Annotated in this window: 11 protein-coding genes; 4 read left to right on the top strand and 7 right to left on the bottom strand. The window is 66.1% G+C overall.

Features of this window, described 5'->3' with window-relative positions; genetic code table 11:
* Positions 1-10: 10 nt before the first annotated feature.
* The 4 genes from ppsR to KDB67_RS12505 form a co-directional block, all read right to left on the bottom strand.
* Entirely contained in the window at positions 11-883 is an 873-nt protein-coding gene (gene ppsR, locus KDB67_RS12520) for a pyruvate, phosphate dikinase/phosphoenolpyruvate synthase regulator (RefSeq protein WP_291016144.1), read from the bottom strand.
* Positions 884-1,000: 117 nt separating this feature from the next.
* Entirely contained in the window at positions 1,001-2,014 is a 1,014-nt protein-coding gene (gene ilvC, locus KDB67_RS12515; protein ID WP_291016142.1) for a ketol-acid reductoisomerase, read from the bottom strand.
* 142 nt (positions 2,015-2,156) lie between these two features.
* Entirely contained in the window at positions 2,157-2,660 is a 504-nt protein-coding gene (gene ilvN, locus KDB67_RS12510; protein WP_291016140.1) for an acetolactate synthase small subunit, read from the bottom strand.
* Entirely contained in the window at positions 2,657-4,615 is a 1,959-nt protein-coding gene (locus KDB67_RS12505) for an acetolactate synthase large subunit (RefSeq protein ID WP_291016138.1), read from the bottom strand. The genes ilvN and KDB67_RS12505 overlap by 4 nt, the downstream gene beginning before the upstream one ends.
* Positions 4,616-5,047: 432 nt before the next feature.
* Between KDB67_RS12505 and KDB67_RS12500 the strand changes: the two genes are divergently transcribed.
* On the top strand, positions 5,048-5,425 hold the full coding sequence (locus KDB67_RS12500) for a PH domain-containing protein (RefSeq protein WP_291016187.1): 378 nt from the start codon (positions 5,048-5,050) through the stop codon (positions 5,423-5,425).
* A gap of 213 nt (positions 5,426-5,638) precedes the next feature.
* Positions 5,639-7,483 carry a dihydroxy-acid dehydratase gene (gene ilvD, locus KDB67_RS12495; RefSeq protein WP_291016136.1) on the top strand — a complete coding sequence of 615 codons (1,845 nt, stop codon included), beginning with the start codon at positions 5,639-5,641 and terminating at the stop codon, positions 7,481-7,483.
* Positions 7,484-7,567: 84 nt separating this feature from the next.
* Here ilvD and KDB67_RS12490 read toward each other — a convergent pair whose 3' ends face one another.
* Positions 7,568-9,859 (bottom strand): DoxX family protein, encoded by a 2,292-nt coding sequence (locus KDB67_RS12490; protein WP_291016135.1) that lies wholly within the window; start codon positions 9,857-9,859, stop codon positions 7,568-7,570.
* Positions 9,860-10,552: 693 nt separating this feature from the next.
* On the opposite strand from KDB67_RS12490, the gene KDB67_RS12485 reads away from it, so the two are divergent.
* Entirely contained in the window at positions 10,553-11,638 is a 1,086-nt protein-coding gene (locus KDB67_RS12485) for a PQQ-dependent sugar dehydrogenase (protein ID WP_291016186.1), read from the top strand.
* Here KDB67_RS12485 and gatB read toward each other — a convergent pair whose 3' ends face one another.
* Positions 11,639-13,150 carry an Asp-tRNA(Asn)/Glu-tRNA(Gln) amidotransferase subunit GatB gene (gene gatB / locus KDB67_RS12480; RefSeq protein ID WP_291016134.1) on the bottom strand — a complete coding sequence of 504 codons (1,512 nt, stop codon included), beginning with the start codon at positions 13,148-13,150 and terminating at the stop codon, positions 11,639-11,641. It abuts the gene before it with no gap.
* Between the two features lie 485 nt (positions 13,151-13,635).
* On the opposite strand from gatB, the gene KDB67_RS12475 reads away from it, so the two are divergent.
* On the top strand, positions 13,636-13,857 hold the full coding sequence (locus tag KDB67_RS12475) for a PspC domain-containing protein (RefSeq protein WP_291016185.1): 222 nt from the start codon (positions 13,636-13,638) through the stop codon (positions 13,855-13,857).
* A 51-nt stretch (positions 13,858-13,908) separates the two neighbouring features.
* Here KDB67_RS12475 and KDB67_RS12470 read toward each other — a convergent pair whose 3' ends face one another.
* Positions 13,909-14,943, bottom strand: a complete 1,035-nt coding sequence (locus KDB67_RS12470; RefSeq protein WP_291016133.1) for an ATP-dependent 6-phosphofructokinase — start codon at positions 14,941-14,943, stop codon at positions 13,909-13,911.
* Positions 14,944-15,017 lie beyond the last annotated feature (74 nt).

Genomic DNA, 15,017 nt, shown 5'->3' with positions numbered 1-15,017 from the left:
GCTGGACGTGTCAGCGGTGACGCAGCTTCATCGTCGTGAGAATGACGCTGGCCATTTCTTCCACGCTCATGGCGTGGGAGTTTATGAACGGAATCCCGTTGTCCCGGTACAGGGTTTCGGCATCGCGCAATTCGGTACGGCAGCGCGCGAGACTGGCGTAGCCGCTACCCGGGCGACGCTCGCCCCGTACTTGGCTCAGGCGCTGCGGTGTGGTGGTCAGCCCGAACAACCGGTCGCGGAAGGGTGCGACCGCCTCGGGCAGCACGCCCGGCCTGTCGTCGCTGGTGAGCGGATAGTTGGCCACCCGCAGACCGTGCTGCAGGGCGAGGTACATGGCGGTGGGCGTCTTACCGCAGCGCGACGGCGCGATGATGATGAGGTCGGCGCGGTCGACGTGCCGCAGGGACTGCGCGTCGTCGTGGGTGAAGGTGTACTCCACCGCGTCGATGCGATCGTGATAGCTGTCCAGGTCGCCGACGCGGTGGTATACGGTCGCATCCCCGGTCCGGGACGTCTCGAGAACCTCTTCGAGCTGGGCCAGGTGCGGGCCGAGCAGGTCGATGATCTCCCCCGGCGCCTGCTGGAACTCCGCGGCGACATCGGCGGCGCGGACGGTCACGAACACGATGGGGTCGGCCCCGGTGGAGGTGGCATCCGGCCCAGATACGGCGGCACGGATGACGCCGACGGCACGACGAGCCGCCGCGACCGTGTCGGTGAACGGCAGGACGTGCCGCTCGAAGGAGAATTCGGGAAACTGCGCCAGCAGCGCGTTCCCGAGGGTCTCGGCGGTGATGCCGGTGTTGTCGGAGACGAAGAACACCGACCGTTGCCTCGGATTCACCACACGCCCCCTGTCGACGTTGACCGTATCGGTCAACATATCAACAGCCCGCGCCCGCTCCGTGCGGTGACCGTGGATTCATGCTCGGAGAACGCCGTCGGCCCCGCATCCGGTGGACACGGGGCCGAGGCATCGTTCAGCGAAAAGAGCTGCGGGTCAGGCAGTTTCGGTGATCGGGCGATCCACCCAGCTCATCAGGTCGCGCAGCTTCTTGCCGGTGACCTCGATCGGGTGCTCGGCGTTGGCCTTGCGCAGGCCTTCCAGTTCCTTGTTGCCGCCCTCGACGTTGGCGACCAGACGCTTGACGAAGGTGCCGTCCTGGATGTCGGTGAGGATGGCGCGCATGCGCTCCTTGGTGTCGGCGTCGATGACGCGCGGACCCGACAGGTAGCCACCGAACTCGGCGGTGTCGGATACCGAGTAGTTCATGCGCGCGATGCCGCCCTCGTACATGAGGTCGACGATCAGCTTGAGCTCGTGCAGCACCTCGAAGTAGGCCATCTCGGGGGCGTAGCCAGCCTCGACCATGACCTCGAAACCGGTCTTGACCAGTTCCTCGGTGCCACCGCACAGCACTGCCTGCTCACCGAACAGGTCGGTCTCGGTCTCTTCCTTGAAGGTGGTCTTGATGACTCCGGCGCGGCCACCGCCGATGGCGGAGGCGTAGCTCAGCGCCAGCGCCTGGCCCTCACCCTTGGGATCCTGGTCGACCGCGATCAGGCAGGGCACGCCCTTGCCGTCGACGTACTGACGGCGCACCAGGTGGCCGGGGCCCTTCGGGGCGACCATGCCGATCGTGACGTTGGCGGGGGGCTTGATGAGGCCGAAGTGGATGTTGAGGCCGTGTCCGAAGAACAGGGCGTCGCCGTCCTTGAGATTGGGCTCGATGTCCTCGGTGAAGATCGAGGCCTGGCTGGTGTCGGGCGCCAGCAGCATGATCACGTCGGCCCAGGCGGCTGCCTCGGCGTTGGTGAGCACCTTCAGGCCCTGCTCCTGTGCCTTTTCCCGCGACTTGCTGCCCTCGCGCAGACCGATCACGACCTCCACGCCGGAGTCGCGCAGCGACAGCGAATGCGCGTGTCCCTGGCTGCCATAACCGATGACGGCGACCTTGCGGCCCTGGATGATCGACAGATCAGCGTCGTCGTCGTAGAAAAGTTCGATCGCCACAGTGGATTCCCTTCGATGTGTGGCCCGCGGAGAAACTCGGCGTTTCTCACGGATTTGGTGTTGCTATCAGTCTTAGCCGATCAGCCCGGGACGAAGCCGGGTGGGCCGGTCAGCGGTGGTCAGCGGTTTCCCGGCGAGCCGGTCAGCGGTTTGTCGACATGCTCTTCGGACCGCGGCCGAGCGCCACGGCACCCGATTGCGCGATCTCGCGGATGCCGTACGGATCGAGCATCCGCAGCAGGGCCTCCAGCTTTTCCGAGGTGCCGGTGGCCTCGATGGTCAGCGACTCGGGCGAGACGTCGATCACCTTGGCGCGGAACAGGTTCACCACTTCGAGAACCTCGCTGCGCACCGCCGAATCCGAACGCACCTTGATCAGCATCAGCTCACGCGCCACCGACGACGCCGGATCCTGCTCGACGATCTTGAGGACGTTGATGAGCTTATTGAGCTGCTTGGTGACCTGCTCGAGCGGGAAGTCGTCGACGGTGACCATGATGGTCATCCGCGAGACACCCTTGAGTTCGGTCGGCCCGACGGCCAGCGACTCGATGTTGAAACCGCGCCGCGAGAACAGCGAGGAGACCCGGGCCAGCACGCCCGGCAGGTCCTCCACCAGCACGCTGAGGGTATGTGTGGTGCTCACTGCTCGTCCTTCTTGCTCGTGGCGGCCGTGTCCGGGCGCGCCATCGTTTCGTGGATGTCGACGGGGTCGGACACCGAGTCCTCCTCGTCGAACAGCGGCCGGATATTGATGGCCGCCATGATCTCGTCGTTGCTGGTGCCGGCGGCGACCATCGGCCACACCTGCGCGTCCTTGCCGACGATGAAGTCGATGACCACCGGCCGGTCGTTGATGGCACGCGCCTGTGCGATCACCTCATCGACGTCGGCCTCCTTCTCGACCCGGAACGCCGCGCAGCCGAGCGCCTCGGCGAGCTTGACGAAGTCCGGGATCATCCGCGAGTGCGTCGACAGGTCGGTGTTGGAGTACCGCTCGTCGTAGAACAGAGTCTGCCACTGGCGGACCATGCCCAGGTTGCCGTTGTTGATGAGCGCAACCTTGATCGGGATACCCTCGATGGCGCAGGTGGCCAGCTCCTGGTTGGTCATCTGGAAGCAGCCGTCGCCGTCGATGGCCCACACCTCGGTCTCGGGGGAAGCCATCTTGGCGCCCATCGCGGCCGGCACGGCGTAGCCCATCGTGCCCAGACCGCCCGAGTTGAGCCAACTGCGCGGCTTCTCGTACGAGATGAACTGCGCGGCCCACATCTGATGCTGGCCGACGCCCGCGACGTACACGGCGTCCGGTCCGGCGGCCTTGCCGATCGCCGAGATGACGAACTCCGGCGACATCGAACCGTCGGACTGGCGGTCGTAGCTCAGCGGGTAGGTGCTGCGCATCTTGTTCAGGTACGCCCACCATTCGCTGATGTCGGGCGTCGACGGGTCGGTGGCCCGCTCATTGCGCAGGGTTTCGATCAGGTCGACGATGACGGCCTGGCAGTCGCCGACGATCGGCACGTCGACGGCCCGGTTCTTGCCGATCTCGGCCGGGTCGATGTCGGCGTGGATCACCTTGGCATCGGGGGCGAACGAGTCGAGCTGGCCGGTGACCCGGTCGTCGAAACGCGCACCGAGCGTGATCAGCAGATCACTGCGCTGCAGGGCGGCCACCGCGGCGACGGTACCGTGCATTCCGGGCATGCCCAGGTGCTGCTGATGACTGTCGGGGAACGCGCCACGCGCCATGAGGGTGGTGACCACCGGAATGCCGGTCAGCTCGGCCAGTTCCAGCAGTTCGGCCGACGCGTTGGCCTTGATGACACCGCCGCCGACGTACAGCACGGGGGCCTTGGCGGCGTTGATGAGCCGGGCGGCCTCACGCACCTGCTTGCCATGCGGCTTGGTGACCGGACGGTAGCCGGGCAGGTCGATCTGCGGCGGCCACGAGAACGTCGTCTGCGCCTGCAGGATGTCCTTCGGGATGTCGACGAGAACCGCACCCGGACGGCCGCTTTCGGCGATATGGAATGCCTCGGCGATCACCTTCGGGATGTCGGCGGCGGCCTTCACCAGGAAGTTGTGCTTGGTGATGGGCATCGTGATTCCGGAGATGTCGGCCTCCTGGAAGCCGTCGGTGCCGATGAGGTGCCGGGCCACCTGACCGGTGATCGCGACGACCGGAACCGAGTCCATCTGGGCGTCGGCGAGCGGTGTGACCAGGTTGGTGGCACCCGGGCCCGACGTGGCCATCATGACGCCCGCGCGTCCGGCGACCTGCGCGTAACCGGTCGCCGCGTGACCTGCGCCCTGCTCGTGCCGGACCAGGACGTGCCGGACCTTGGTGGAGTCGAGCAGCGGGTCGTACACCGGGAGCACCGCACCGCCGGGGATGCCGAAGACCGTCTCGACGCCGAGTTCTTCGAGCGAGCGGACCACCGACTGGGCTCCGCTGACCCGCTCGGGGGCGACGACGTTCTGCGAAATGGCACGGAGGTTGCCGGCCGCGGGCGACGGCTGCCGGCCTCGCGCCGCGCCTGCTGCGATATCCGAGACTGGCGCCTCGCCCGCCCCGCTAGGTGCTGTTGGTGCGCTCACTGCACGATCCTCATCTGGTTTGACTGAAACTGCTGCTGACAACAAAAAACCCTCGACAGCTGTGCTGTGCGAGGGTGGCGCGTCGATGCTGTGAGGTCTACGAAGTGACCGGTCAGGCGACGACGCGCCGGCCGAGTACTACGAGAAAATCGAACTGCATCACGGCAAACACCGTAGAACTGTTGCTACTGCCGAGTCAAACTCCGTCCCAAGTCGTCCCATATCCTGGGAACACGCAGGTCCTATCCACCCGTCGCGACCCGACACCGCTATCACCCGAACCGATCCCCCACAATGGGAGCCGTGGAGAACAACCCGGCCAACTCGCCGCGCAAGACAACGAACCCGACCCACGACAGCCCGGCCGGCGACACGCAGCCTGCAGCCGGACGCGGCCCTTCCCCCACAGCCGGACGCAGCCCGTCCCCCGAGATCGCGCTGCCGATGTCCTTCCGCATCAACAAGCTCGCCTACTTCTCAGTGCCCCTCACCTTGCTCGTCGCGGTGATTCTCGCCGGAGCATCCATCACCTGGCTCAGCTGGACGCTGATCATCCCGGTCCTGCTCGCGCTCTGGATCCACCGTCTGCGTACCGACGTCACCGAGGCCGGCCTCCACGTCGTCGGCACCTTCGGCACCAAAGATCTGGAATGGAACCGGATTCGCGGCCTCCAGTTCCCCAAATGGTCGGCGGTACGGGCAGTGCTCGATGACGGATCACGAGTCCGGCTGCCCGCGATCGCCTTCCGCGACCTGCCCTTGCTCTCGGCCGCCAGCGAAGGCCGCATTCCCGACCCGTACGAGCGGTGAGCTTTTGTTGAGCCCACCGGAGTGGGCGTAATCTTGCTTGTTGTGACGCTCACAGCATCGAGCGAATAACAGCCCATCGCCAGATGTTGAACCCGAACATCGAGCGCCGGCGGCCAGCGGGAAACACCTCTGCCCTCGCCCCGACCGGCATCTTCATCCGCACCAGAGGCCCTGAGAGTTAAGTTCTCTCAAGGAGATTCAGAGGACACCGCAATGCCAGCCCTGAGATCACGGACCACCACCTTCGGTCGCGAAGCCGCCGGCGCACGCTCACTGTGGCGCGCCACCGGCATGACCGACGACGATTTCGGCAAGCCGATCGTGGCCATCGCCAACTCGTTCACCCAGTTCGTGCCCGGCCACGTGCACCTGCGCAACGTCGGCGAGATCGTCGCCGAAGCCGTCCGCGCGGCCGGTGGCGTGGCCAAGGAATTCAACACCATCGCCGTCGACGACGGCATCGCCATGGGTCACGGCGGCATGCTGTACTCGCTGCCCAGCCGCGAGATCATCGCGGACTCCGTCGAATACATGGTCAACGCGCACACTGCCGACGCTCTGGTGTGCATCTCCAACTGCGACAAGATCACCCCCGGCATGCTCAACGCCGCGATGCGGCTGAACATCCCCACCGTGTTCGTCTCCGGCGGACCGATGGAAGCCGGCAAAGCGGTGGTGGTCGGCGATGTGGTGCACCCGTCGTCGGACTTGATCACCACCATCTCGGCCTCGGCCAACAGCGACGTCGACGACACCGGCCTCGATGAGGTCGAACGCTCGGCCTGCCCCACCTGCGGTTCGTGTTCGGGCATGTTCACCGCCAACTCGATGAACTGTCTGACCGAGGCGCTCGGCCTCGCACTGCCCGGCAACGGTTCCACCCTGGCCACCCACGAGGCGCGGCGCGCCCTTTTCGAGAAGGCCGGACGCATCGTCGTCGAGGCCGCCAACCGCTGGTATCAGGACGACGACGAGTCGGTGCTGCCCCGCAACGTCGCCACGGGCACCGCCTTCCGCAACGCGATGGCGCTCGACGTCGCGATGGGCGGCTCCACCAACACCGTGCTGCACATCCTGGCCGCCGCGCAGGAGGGCGAGGTCAATGACTTCGACCTGTCCACCATCGATGAGATCAGCCGCCGCGTGCCCTGCCTGTCGAAGGTGTCCCCCAACTCCGACTACCACATGGAGGACGTGCACCGTGCCGGCGGCATACCCGCGATCCTCGGCGAACTGCGGCGCGCGGGCCTGATCGACGACTCCACCAGCACGGTGCACAGCCCGACGCTTGCCACCTTCCTCGATGACTGGGACATCCGCGGCGGCAAGGCCACCGACGAGGCGCTGGAATTGTTCCACGCCGCGCCCGGCGGCGTGCGCACCACCGAACCGTTCTCCACCGCCAACCGCTGGAGCAGCCTCGACACCGACGCCGAGGGCGGCTGCATCCGCGACCTCGAACACGCCTACACCGTCGAAGGCGGCCTGTGCGTGCTGCGCGGCAATATCGCTCCCGACGGCGCGATCCTCAAGACCGCCGGCATCGACGAGGACCTGTGGAACTTCGAGGGACCGGCTCGCGTCGTCGAAAGCCAAGAGGAGGCCGTACAGGTCATCCTGTCCAAGACCATCCAGGCCGGTGAGGTGCTGGTGGTCCGCTACGAGGGTCCCGCGGGCGGCCCGGGTATGCAGGAGATGCTGCACCCCACGGCCTTCATGAAGGGCACCGGCATGGGCAAGAAATGCGCCCTCATCACCGACGGCCGGTTCTCCGGCGGATCATCGGGCCTGTCGATCGGCCACATCTCCCCCGAAGCGGCCTCCGGCGGCACCATCGGCCTCATCGAGGACGGCGACCGCATCTTCATCGACGTCAAGACGCGGGCCCTCAAGGTGCTCGTCGACGACGAAGTGCTCGCCGAACGCCGCGCCAAGATGGAGGCCTCCGAGCGCCCGTGGCAGCCGAAGGACCGCGTGCGCCCGGTCACCATGGCCCTGCGCGCCTACGCCAAGATGGCCACGTCCGCGGACAAGGGTGCCGTGCGTCAGGTCGACTGACCTTGTGAACAAGAACCGCCCGGGAGCGGGCAGCCGATGCGCACGTGCGTCGGCCACCCGCTCCCGGGCGGTTCTTTGTCGCGATCAGACGGGGTTGCCCGGCGAGTCCAGCGGATTGGTGCCGTTGAACACCACCCAGATGGTCACCGCGACAGCGATGCCCAGCACCGCCAGAGCCAGGGAACCCCACTTCGGACGCGTCGCCCAGCCACGCCCGTAGTCCAGGGCCAGCCGGCCTGACCCGATAAGCAGAATCGTCAACAATCCGGCCACCAGGAGCACCTGGTACTCGATACCGCCCTTGCTGTCGGATGGATACCACAGTTCACCCGCCAGAGTGACCTTGTACGTCGTCCCGACCAGCAGCACGCCGAGCAACGCGGATGCGGCCACCGGTGTCACCAGACCCACGATCAGCAACGCACCGGCGGCGGTTTCGGTGATCGCACCCAGACCCGCCAGCCAGTGGGCCGCCGACTCGTCGAAACCTATGGACGGATTGGCGGGGTTGAGCAGGATGTCCTCGAATCCGTCGATCCCGGGACCGTCCCACCAGCCGAGCAGCTTCTGCAGACCATGCACGACTGCCGCCGCACCCACGGCAACCCTGAGTATCAGCATCGCGATATCAACGATCACGCGTCGGGCGCCACCGTCGGCCTCGACGTCATCAGCGGTTGTTTCCGGGTCAGCGGCTGTTTCCGGTTCGGGCGATGCCTTCTCGGCCTTCTCAGACTTCTCGCTCGTCTCGGCCACCGTCGGCTGACCGGATGCACCGACAGGTTCCGGTTTGTCCACCACCGGCTCGGGGATCGTCTCAGCCTGGGCAAGCTGCGCTGCCGGCGCTACCGGAACGAACTGTTCGGCAGGTTCTTCCGGAACATCAGGTTCTTCCCGAACATACTGCGGCACCGGCTCTACCTGCGCATACTGCTCGGCCTCGGCCACCGGCATATACCGCTCGGCAGACTCGGCCCCGACGAACTGCGCGACAGGCTCGTACACCTCGACCTGCTCCGCCGGGGCATACTCGTCCGTTGTATCGACAGGGACGTACTGTTCCGCAGGCTCAGCCGTAACGAACTGCTCGGCGGGATCGACCGCAAAGACCTGCTCAGCAGGATCAGCCGCAACAAACTGGTCCGTGGGCTCGGCCGCAACGAACTGCGCCGGCTGTTCCTCTTGGGCAAACGGCTCCACCGTTTCGGCCGCATCGAGCTGCTCCGTGGCGCCTTCCGATGCGTACTGCTCCGTCGGTTCGACCACATCGAATCGCGCCGTCTGTTCGTCCGGAACAAACTGGTCCGTCGGATCGGCTACGACGAACTGCTGCGCGGCGTCCGCCGAAACGTACTGATCGGCAGGCTCGACCGCAACGAACTGCTCCGTCGGTCCCTCCGGAACAAACTGCTCCATCGCATCGACCGCGACGAACTGCTCACTGGGCTCGACCGGAACGAACTGGTCCACAGACTCAACCACAGCAAACTGCTCCGTAGGTCCCTCCGGAACAAACTGCCCCGCCGTATCGACCACACCGAACTGCTCACCGGGCTCGACCGGAACGAACTGGTCCACAGACTCAACCACAGCAAACTGCTCCGTCGGTCCGTCCGGAACGAACTGGTCCACAGACTCAACCGCAACGAACTGCTCCGTCGGTCCCTCCGGAACAAACTGCCCCGCCGTATCGACCACACCGAACTGCTCCGTGGTGTCCGCCGAAACGTACTGCTCAGCGGGATCGGCGGCGTCGGACAGTTCTGCGGACTCGGCTGCGACGAACTGCGCTACCGGTCCGAGGACATCAAATCGCGCAGCCGGTACTTCCGGAACGTACTGCTCCGTCGCATCACCCGGAACGAACTGCTCCATCGATTCCTCCGGCACGAACTGCTGAGTCAGTTCCGCCGGAACATCCTGTTCCGCGGGCTCGTCGAATACTACGGATTCGATCGATTCGGCAAACCCGGACTCGTCCACCGATTCTGGCTGGTCGACAGGTTCCGGCAACACATCCGGTGCCGACAGACCAGCGGGATCGAGGTCATCCGATAGGTCGGCCAGGTCCACGACCTCGGCGTCCTCGGTCGCGCCGGTCAGTTCCACCCCTTCGGCTACATCAGCGGCATCGGCTATTTCCGGAGCTTCGATCGCGTCGGCGACTTCGGCTACATCAGCGGCATCGGCTATTTCCGGAGCTTCGATCACTTCCAGAGCCTCGGTCACTTCCAGAGCCTCGGTCACTTCCGCAGTTTCCGGGGGGGCGGACGGCGCGGACTGTTCCGCCGGAGGAACCGATACACCGGATTCCCACGGCTCGGCCGGTTCGGCGGGCTCTGGGGGTTCAGGTGTCCCCGCGGTATCGGACGACACCGCTGCCGCGAGCGGCGGTACCGTCGCCGGGACTGTCCGCACGGACCGCCGGCGGCGGAACCGGGAAACGAACCTCTCCCATCCCGACAGCGGGGTCTGTCCGACCTGCTGCGGCGTCGCACGCCGCCCGGCGAGTCCGGCCGCCGCGTGACCATTCACCTCGTCGGTACGGTCTGCTTCGGGTACGTCGGGCTCCGGCGCTGCCGCTGATTGTGCCGACTGCTCCTGATCCTGCTTCTGCACTGTGGTCGCCACCTCGTTGGGATCCAGATCATCGAGTTCATCGACCCTGCGCAGCCCTGCACGGGCGTGGCGGTCGAAAAAGCTGTCCCGGTCGCCGCGACGACCGGACCCGGCAGTTCGGTGCGCGTCATTGACGGGAATCACACCGGTCGGGTCATCGTATGGGCTGCCCATGTTTCCATCCTCACGGTCAATGCCACTGACATAATCGACTCTAGGCACTGTCGACGCCGATTCGGCGGACATATCAGGTGTGGCGCCGATAACCGACCGTTGGGGTGACGCCTCAACGGATCGTACTCGGGTCCGGGCACCGCCGATCGCTACTGTGGTGGCATGCGAAATCAGCATGCCACCACCAGGGACCGGCGTCTCGGCAATCCGGCCGGAACGACCTCACGTGCTCCTCGCCGGGCGCTGCTCAGCGTTGTTGCGACGCTTGGAGCGGCGATGCTGACGCTTTCCGGTTGTGTCAGCTTCAACGATCAGGACCGAACGCGGGAGGCCGGGAACTTCAGCAACAACCCGGTGCCCGACATCATCGCCCCCAAAACCCCTGACTCACCGGCCCAGCCGAGCGAGGACCAGCAGGGACCACCGCCCACCGGACCGTGCGTCGATCCCGACAACGCGGTGATCGCCACCTGTCTGGCATCCACCGGCGGCGTGCATCCCGCCGACTCCGAGGGCAAGACCACCTACGTCGCCGAACGCACGACCGGCAAGATTATTGTTTCCAAACGCTATGGGCCGCAACGTGTTCTGGCCACGATCCCCGTCGATGCGAGCGGCGACGGCGGCCTGATCGACTTCGCCTTCTCCCCCACCTACGGTCAGGACGGCCTGATCTTCGCACTCATCACCACCGGCAGTGACAACCGCATCGTGCGGGTGGCCGCCGGCGACGTCCCCAAACCGATCCTGACCGGAATCCCCAAGGGCGCAACCGGAAACATGGGATCGATGTACTTCCAGTCGGCGGGCGAACTGATCGTCGCCACCGGTAACGCGGGCAGCCCGGCCGCCGCCGCCGATCCGTCGTCGCTCGCCGGAAAGGTACTAAAAGTGTCCCCGTTCCCCGACGCCGGACGTCCCCGGGTGGTCGCGAGCGGTTTCGGTGGCAATGTGGCCCTGTGCCCCGACGCCGAGACCAAGACGCTGTACGTCGCCGATCATGGCGAAGCAGGTGACCGCCTCTTCTCCGTCGACAAGAACGGACCAAAGAAGTTGTGGCAGTGGGACGACAACCCGCAGATCGGTGGCTGCGCGGCCTCCGGCGGCGTCATCTACGTCGCCATGACCCGTGCGCGGCGCATCGACTCGATCGCCGCCCCCACCGCGCAGAAGCCCACCATCACCAACCCCGCACCCGCCGACGTCGCCAAACGATTCGGCCACGTCGCCCGACTGGCCCCCATCCCGGGCGGCGTCCAACTCGCCACGGTCAACAAGTCGGTGGCCGGGGCGGATGTGAAGACCTACGACGACCGCGTCGCCATCTTCAACCCGCCCCAGCCCACCCAGGACCGCATGTAATCAGGCGTTGTTCACCGCGTCGAGGACCAACTCCTGGACGCGGGCGGCATCGGCCTGGCCGCGGGTGGCCTTCATGACGTCACCGACGATCTTGCCGGCCGCCTTCACCTTTCCGCCCTTGATCTTTTCGACGATGTCGGGGTTGGCGGCAAGGGCCTCATCGACGGCCTTTTGCAGCGCCGAGTCGTCACGCACCACTTCGAGGCCCCGGTCGGCGACGATCTGAGCGGGCTCACCCTCGCCATCGAGGACGGCGACCGCGACCTGCTGACCGAGTTTGGTGGTGAGCTTGCCCTCGTCGACCAGGCCGATGATGGTGGCGACCTGGGCCGGGTTGATCGGCAGGTCGGCGAGTTCGGTGCCGCGGGCGTTGGCCTGCTGCGCGAGGAACGACACCCACCAGCTGCGGGCAGCGTCGGCCTTGGCGCCGGCGTCGGTGGTGGCGATGATCAGATCGACGGCCCCGACGTTCACCAGGTCGCGCATGACCTCGTCGGACACGCCCCACTCCTGCTGAATACGGGCCCGGCGCACCCACGGCAACTCAGGCAGGGTGCCGCGCAGTTCCTCGACCCATTCGGCGGCGGGCTGCACGGGCGGGAGATCGGGTTCGGGGAAATAGCGGTAGTCCTCGGCGGTCTCCTTGCGCCGACCGGCAGAGGTGGTGCCGTCGGTTTCGTGGAAATGCCTTGTCTCCTGCACGATCTCGCCACCGTCGGTGAGGATCGCACCCTGTCGGCACATCTCGTACCGGACGGCCACCTCGACGCTCTTGAGGGAGTTGACGTTCTTGGTCTCGGTCCGCGTGCCGAACTCATCGGCGTCCTTGCGCATCAGCGACACGTTGGCGTCGCAGCGCAGCGAGCCCTGGTCCATCCGGACGTCCGAGACGCCGAGCGCCTTGAGCAGATCACGCAACGCCGTCACGTATGCACGCGCCACCTCCGGTGCCCGACTACCCGCTCCCACAATGGGTTTCGTCACAATCTCGACCAGCGGCACTCCGGCCCGGTTGTAGTCGAGCAGCGAGTGGCTCGCCCCGTGGATACGACCCGTAGCGCCGCCGATGTGCAGCGACTTGCCGGTGTCCTCCTCCATGTGGGCGCGTTCGATGTCGACCCGCCACGGTGTGCCGTCGGGCAGGACCACATCGAGGTATCCGTCGTAGGCGATCGGGTCGTCGTACTGGGAGATCTGGTAATTCTTCGGCTGGTCGGGATAGAAGTAGTTCTTACGGGCGAACAGGCTCGACAGCCGGATCGAGCAGTTCAGCGCCAGCCCGATGCGGATGGCCGACTCGATGGCCTTGCCGTTGGCCACCGGTAGCGATCCGGGAAAGCCGAGGCACACCGGGCACACCTGGGTATTGGGTTCGGCGCCGAACGCGGTGGGGCAGCCGCAGAACATCTTGGTCTCGGTCCCGAGTTCGACGTGCACCTCCAGGCCCATCACAGGATCGAAATCCGCGTTGACCTGGTCGTAGTCGAGCAGTTCAGTCGTAGCCGAAGTCATGGGCAACAGTTTATGCCCAAAAGTCCTACGCGCAGCCGCCGACCGCCACCGGCGCAGGGCGGCCGATGTCCGGGACAAGATCAGGGCGTACCCCGATGCCACGGCACGTTCGCGAACCTAGCGTGGTCGGTGACGAAAGGAGTTCGGCCATGAGTACCCCCGAACCGACCGTATCCACCCCCGACCTCAACAAACAGGCGACACCGACCACACGACTCGCGCAGGTCCCCGGACCCCAGCAGGCCCCAGAACCTCAGCAGGCTCCAGAACCCCAGCAGGTCCCAGAACCCGAGCAGATCCCCGCGGCACAACACGCGACGGTCACGGCCGGCGCGCCGTCACCGGGTGGGGCGGCCTCCACCATCCCGGACCCGGCGGAGGTCTTCCCGGAACTGGCGCGGCCGACGACGTTCGCCGGCTACGTCCCGCCGCAATCCGCCGCGGGCTATGCGCCGCAGTCGTACGGCCCCACATCGGGTGCCGCGATCGGGCAGAGTGGATACGGCCCGCCCGACCACGCACCCAAACGCCTCACGCGATCGACCCGCAACAAGTGGATCGGCGGTGTCTGCGGTGGAATCGCCGAATACTTCGACTGGGACCCGAATCTGGTCCGCCTGGTGTTCGTGCTGTCGACCATGCTGCCCGGTCCCCAGCTTCTGGTGTACGCCGTTCTGTGGCTGGTGATCCCACGCGCATCGTCGTGAAAACAATGACGGTACAAGGCTTTCCCGATCCGACCGGCGGTGCGGGGTTGTTCACCCGAAGATGACGCGCATTTCGTCGTAGTACTCCGGGCGGACCTGCTTGAGTTTGCCGAGTGCCTCGTCGAAGGTGATGCGGGCCATCTGGGTTCCGTGCAAAGCCACCAGGTGCCCCCAGCCGTTGTCGGCGACGAGATCGGCGACGGCCCCGCCCATCCGGGTGGCCAATACCCGGTCCCAGGCGCTGGGCACACCGCCGCGCTGAATGTGACCGAGAACCGTCGCCCGGGTTTCGATTCCGGTGCGGCTCTCGATCAGTGGCGCCAGCACTTCGGCGATCCCGCCCAGGCGGGGACGATTGAAACCGTCGAGCCCCTTCTCCGAGTACGCCTCCTTCATATCCGGCAGCGTGAAGCCTTCGGCGACGACGACCATCGGCGCTCGGCCGCGGTTCTTCACACTGGTGACCCAGGCGCAGATCTGGTCGAGGCTCTCGGGGTGTTCGGGGATGAGGATGGCATGCGCGCCGCCGGCGATCCCCGAATGCAGCGCAATCCAGCCGGCGTGCCGTCCCATCACCTCCAGCACCATGCAGCGCTTGTGTGAGTTTCCGGTGGTGCGCAGCCGGTCGATGGCCTCGGTGGCGATCTCGACCGCCGTGTTGAACCCGAAGGTGTAGTCGGTGGCGTCAAGGTCGTTGTCGATGGTCTTGGGGACGCCCACGATGTTGATGCCGTCGTTGAAGAGGCGGTTGGACGCGGCGGCGGTCCCGTCACCGCCGATCGCGATCACACCGTCGAGCTCCAGGTCGGCGATCACCTTCTTGATGTTCTCCGGACCGCCGTCGGGTTCGGAGTACGGGCCGAACCGGCTGGTGCCCAGGATGGTGCCGCCCTGGTTGGACAGGCCACGCACGGTGGTGCGGTCCAGTTCCAGGATGTCGCCGTACACCAGGCCCCGCCAGCCGTCGCGGAATCCGACGTACGTGTGGCCGTACACGGTCTCGCCTTTGAGGACTGCACCGCGGATGACCGCGTTGAGTCCGGGGCAGTCGCCGCCGGAGGTCAGAATGCCGAACCGTCTACCCATGTGCTGGCCGCCCTTCGTCGAATGCCCGTGTCTATCCGGTTGCCCGTGCCTGATCTCGCCATGTGTCTAACGCA

The organism is Gordonia sp. (in: high G+C Gram-positive bacteria), from assembly GCF_020438995.1.
Lineage (GTDB): Bacteria > Actinomycetota > Actinomycetes > Mycobacteriales > Mycobacteriaceae > Gordonia.
This window is presented reverse-complemented; position numbering and strand designations above follow the sequence as displayed.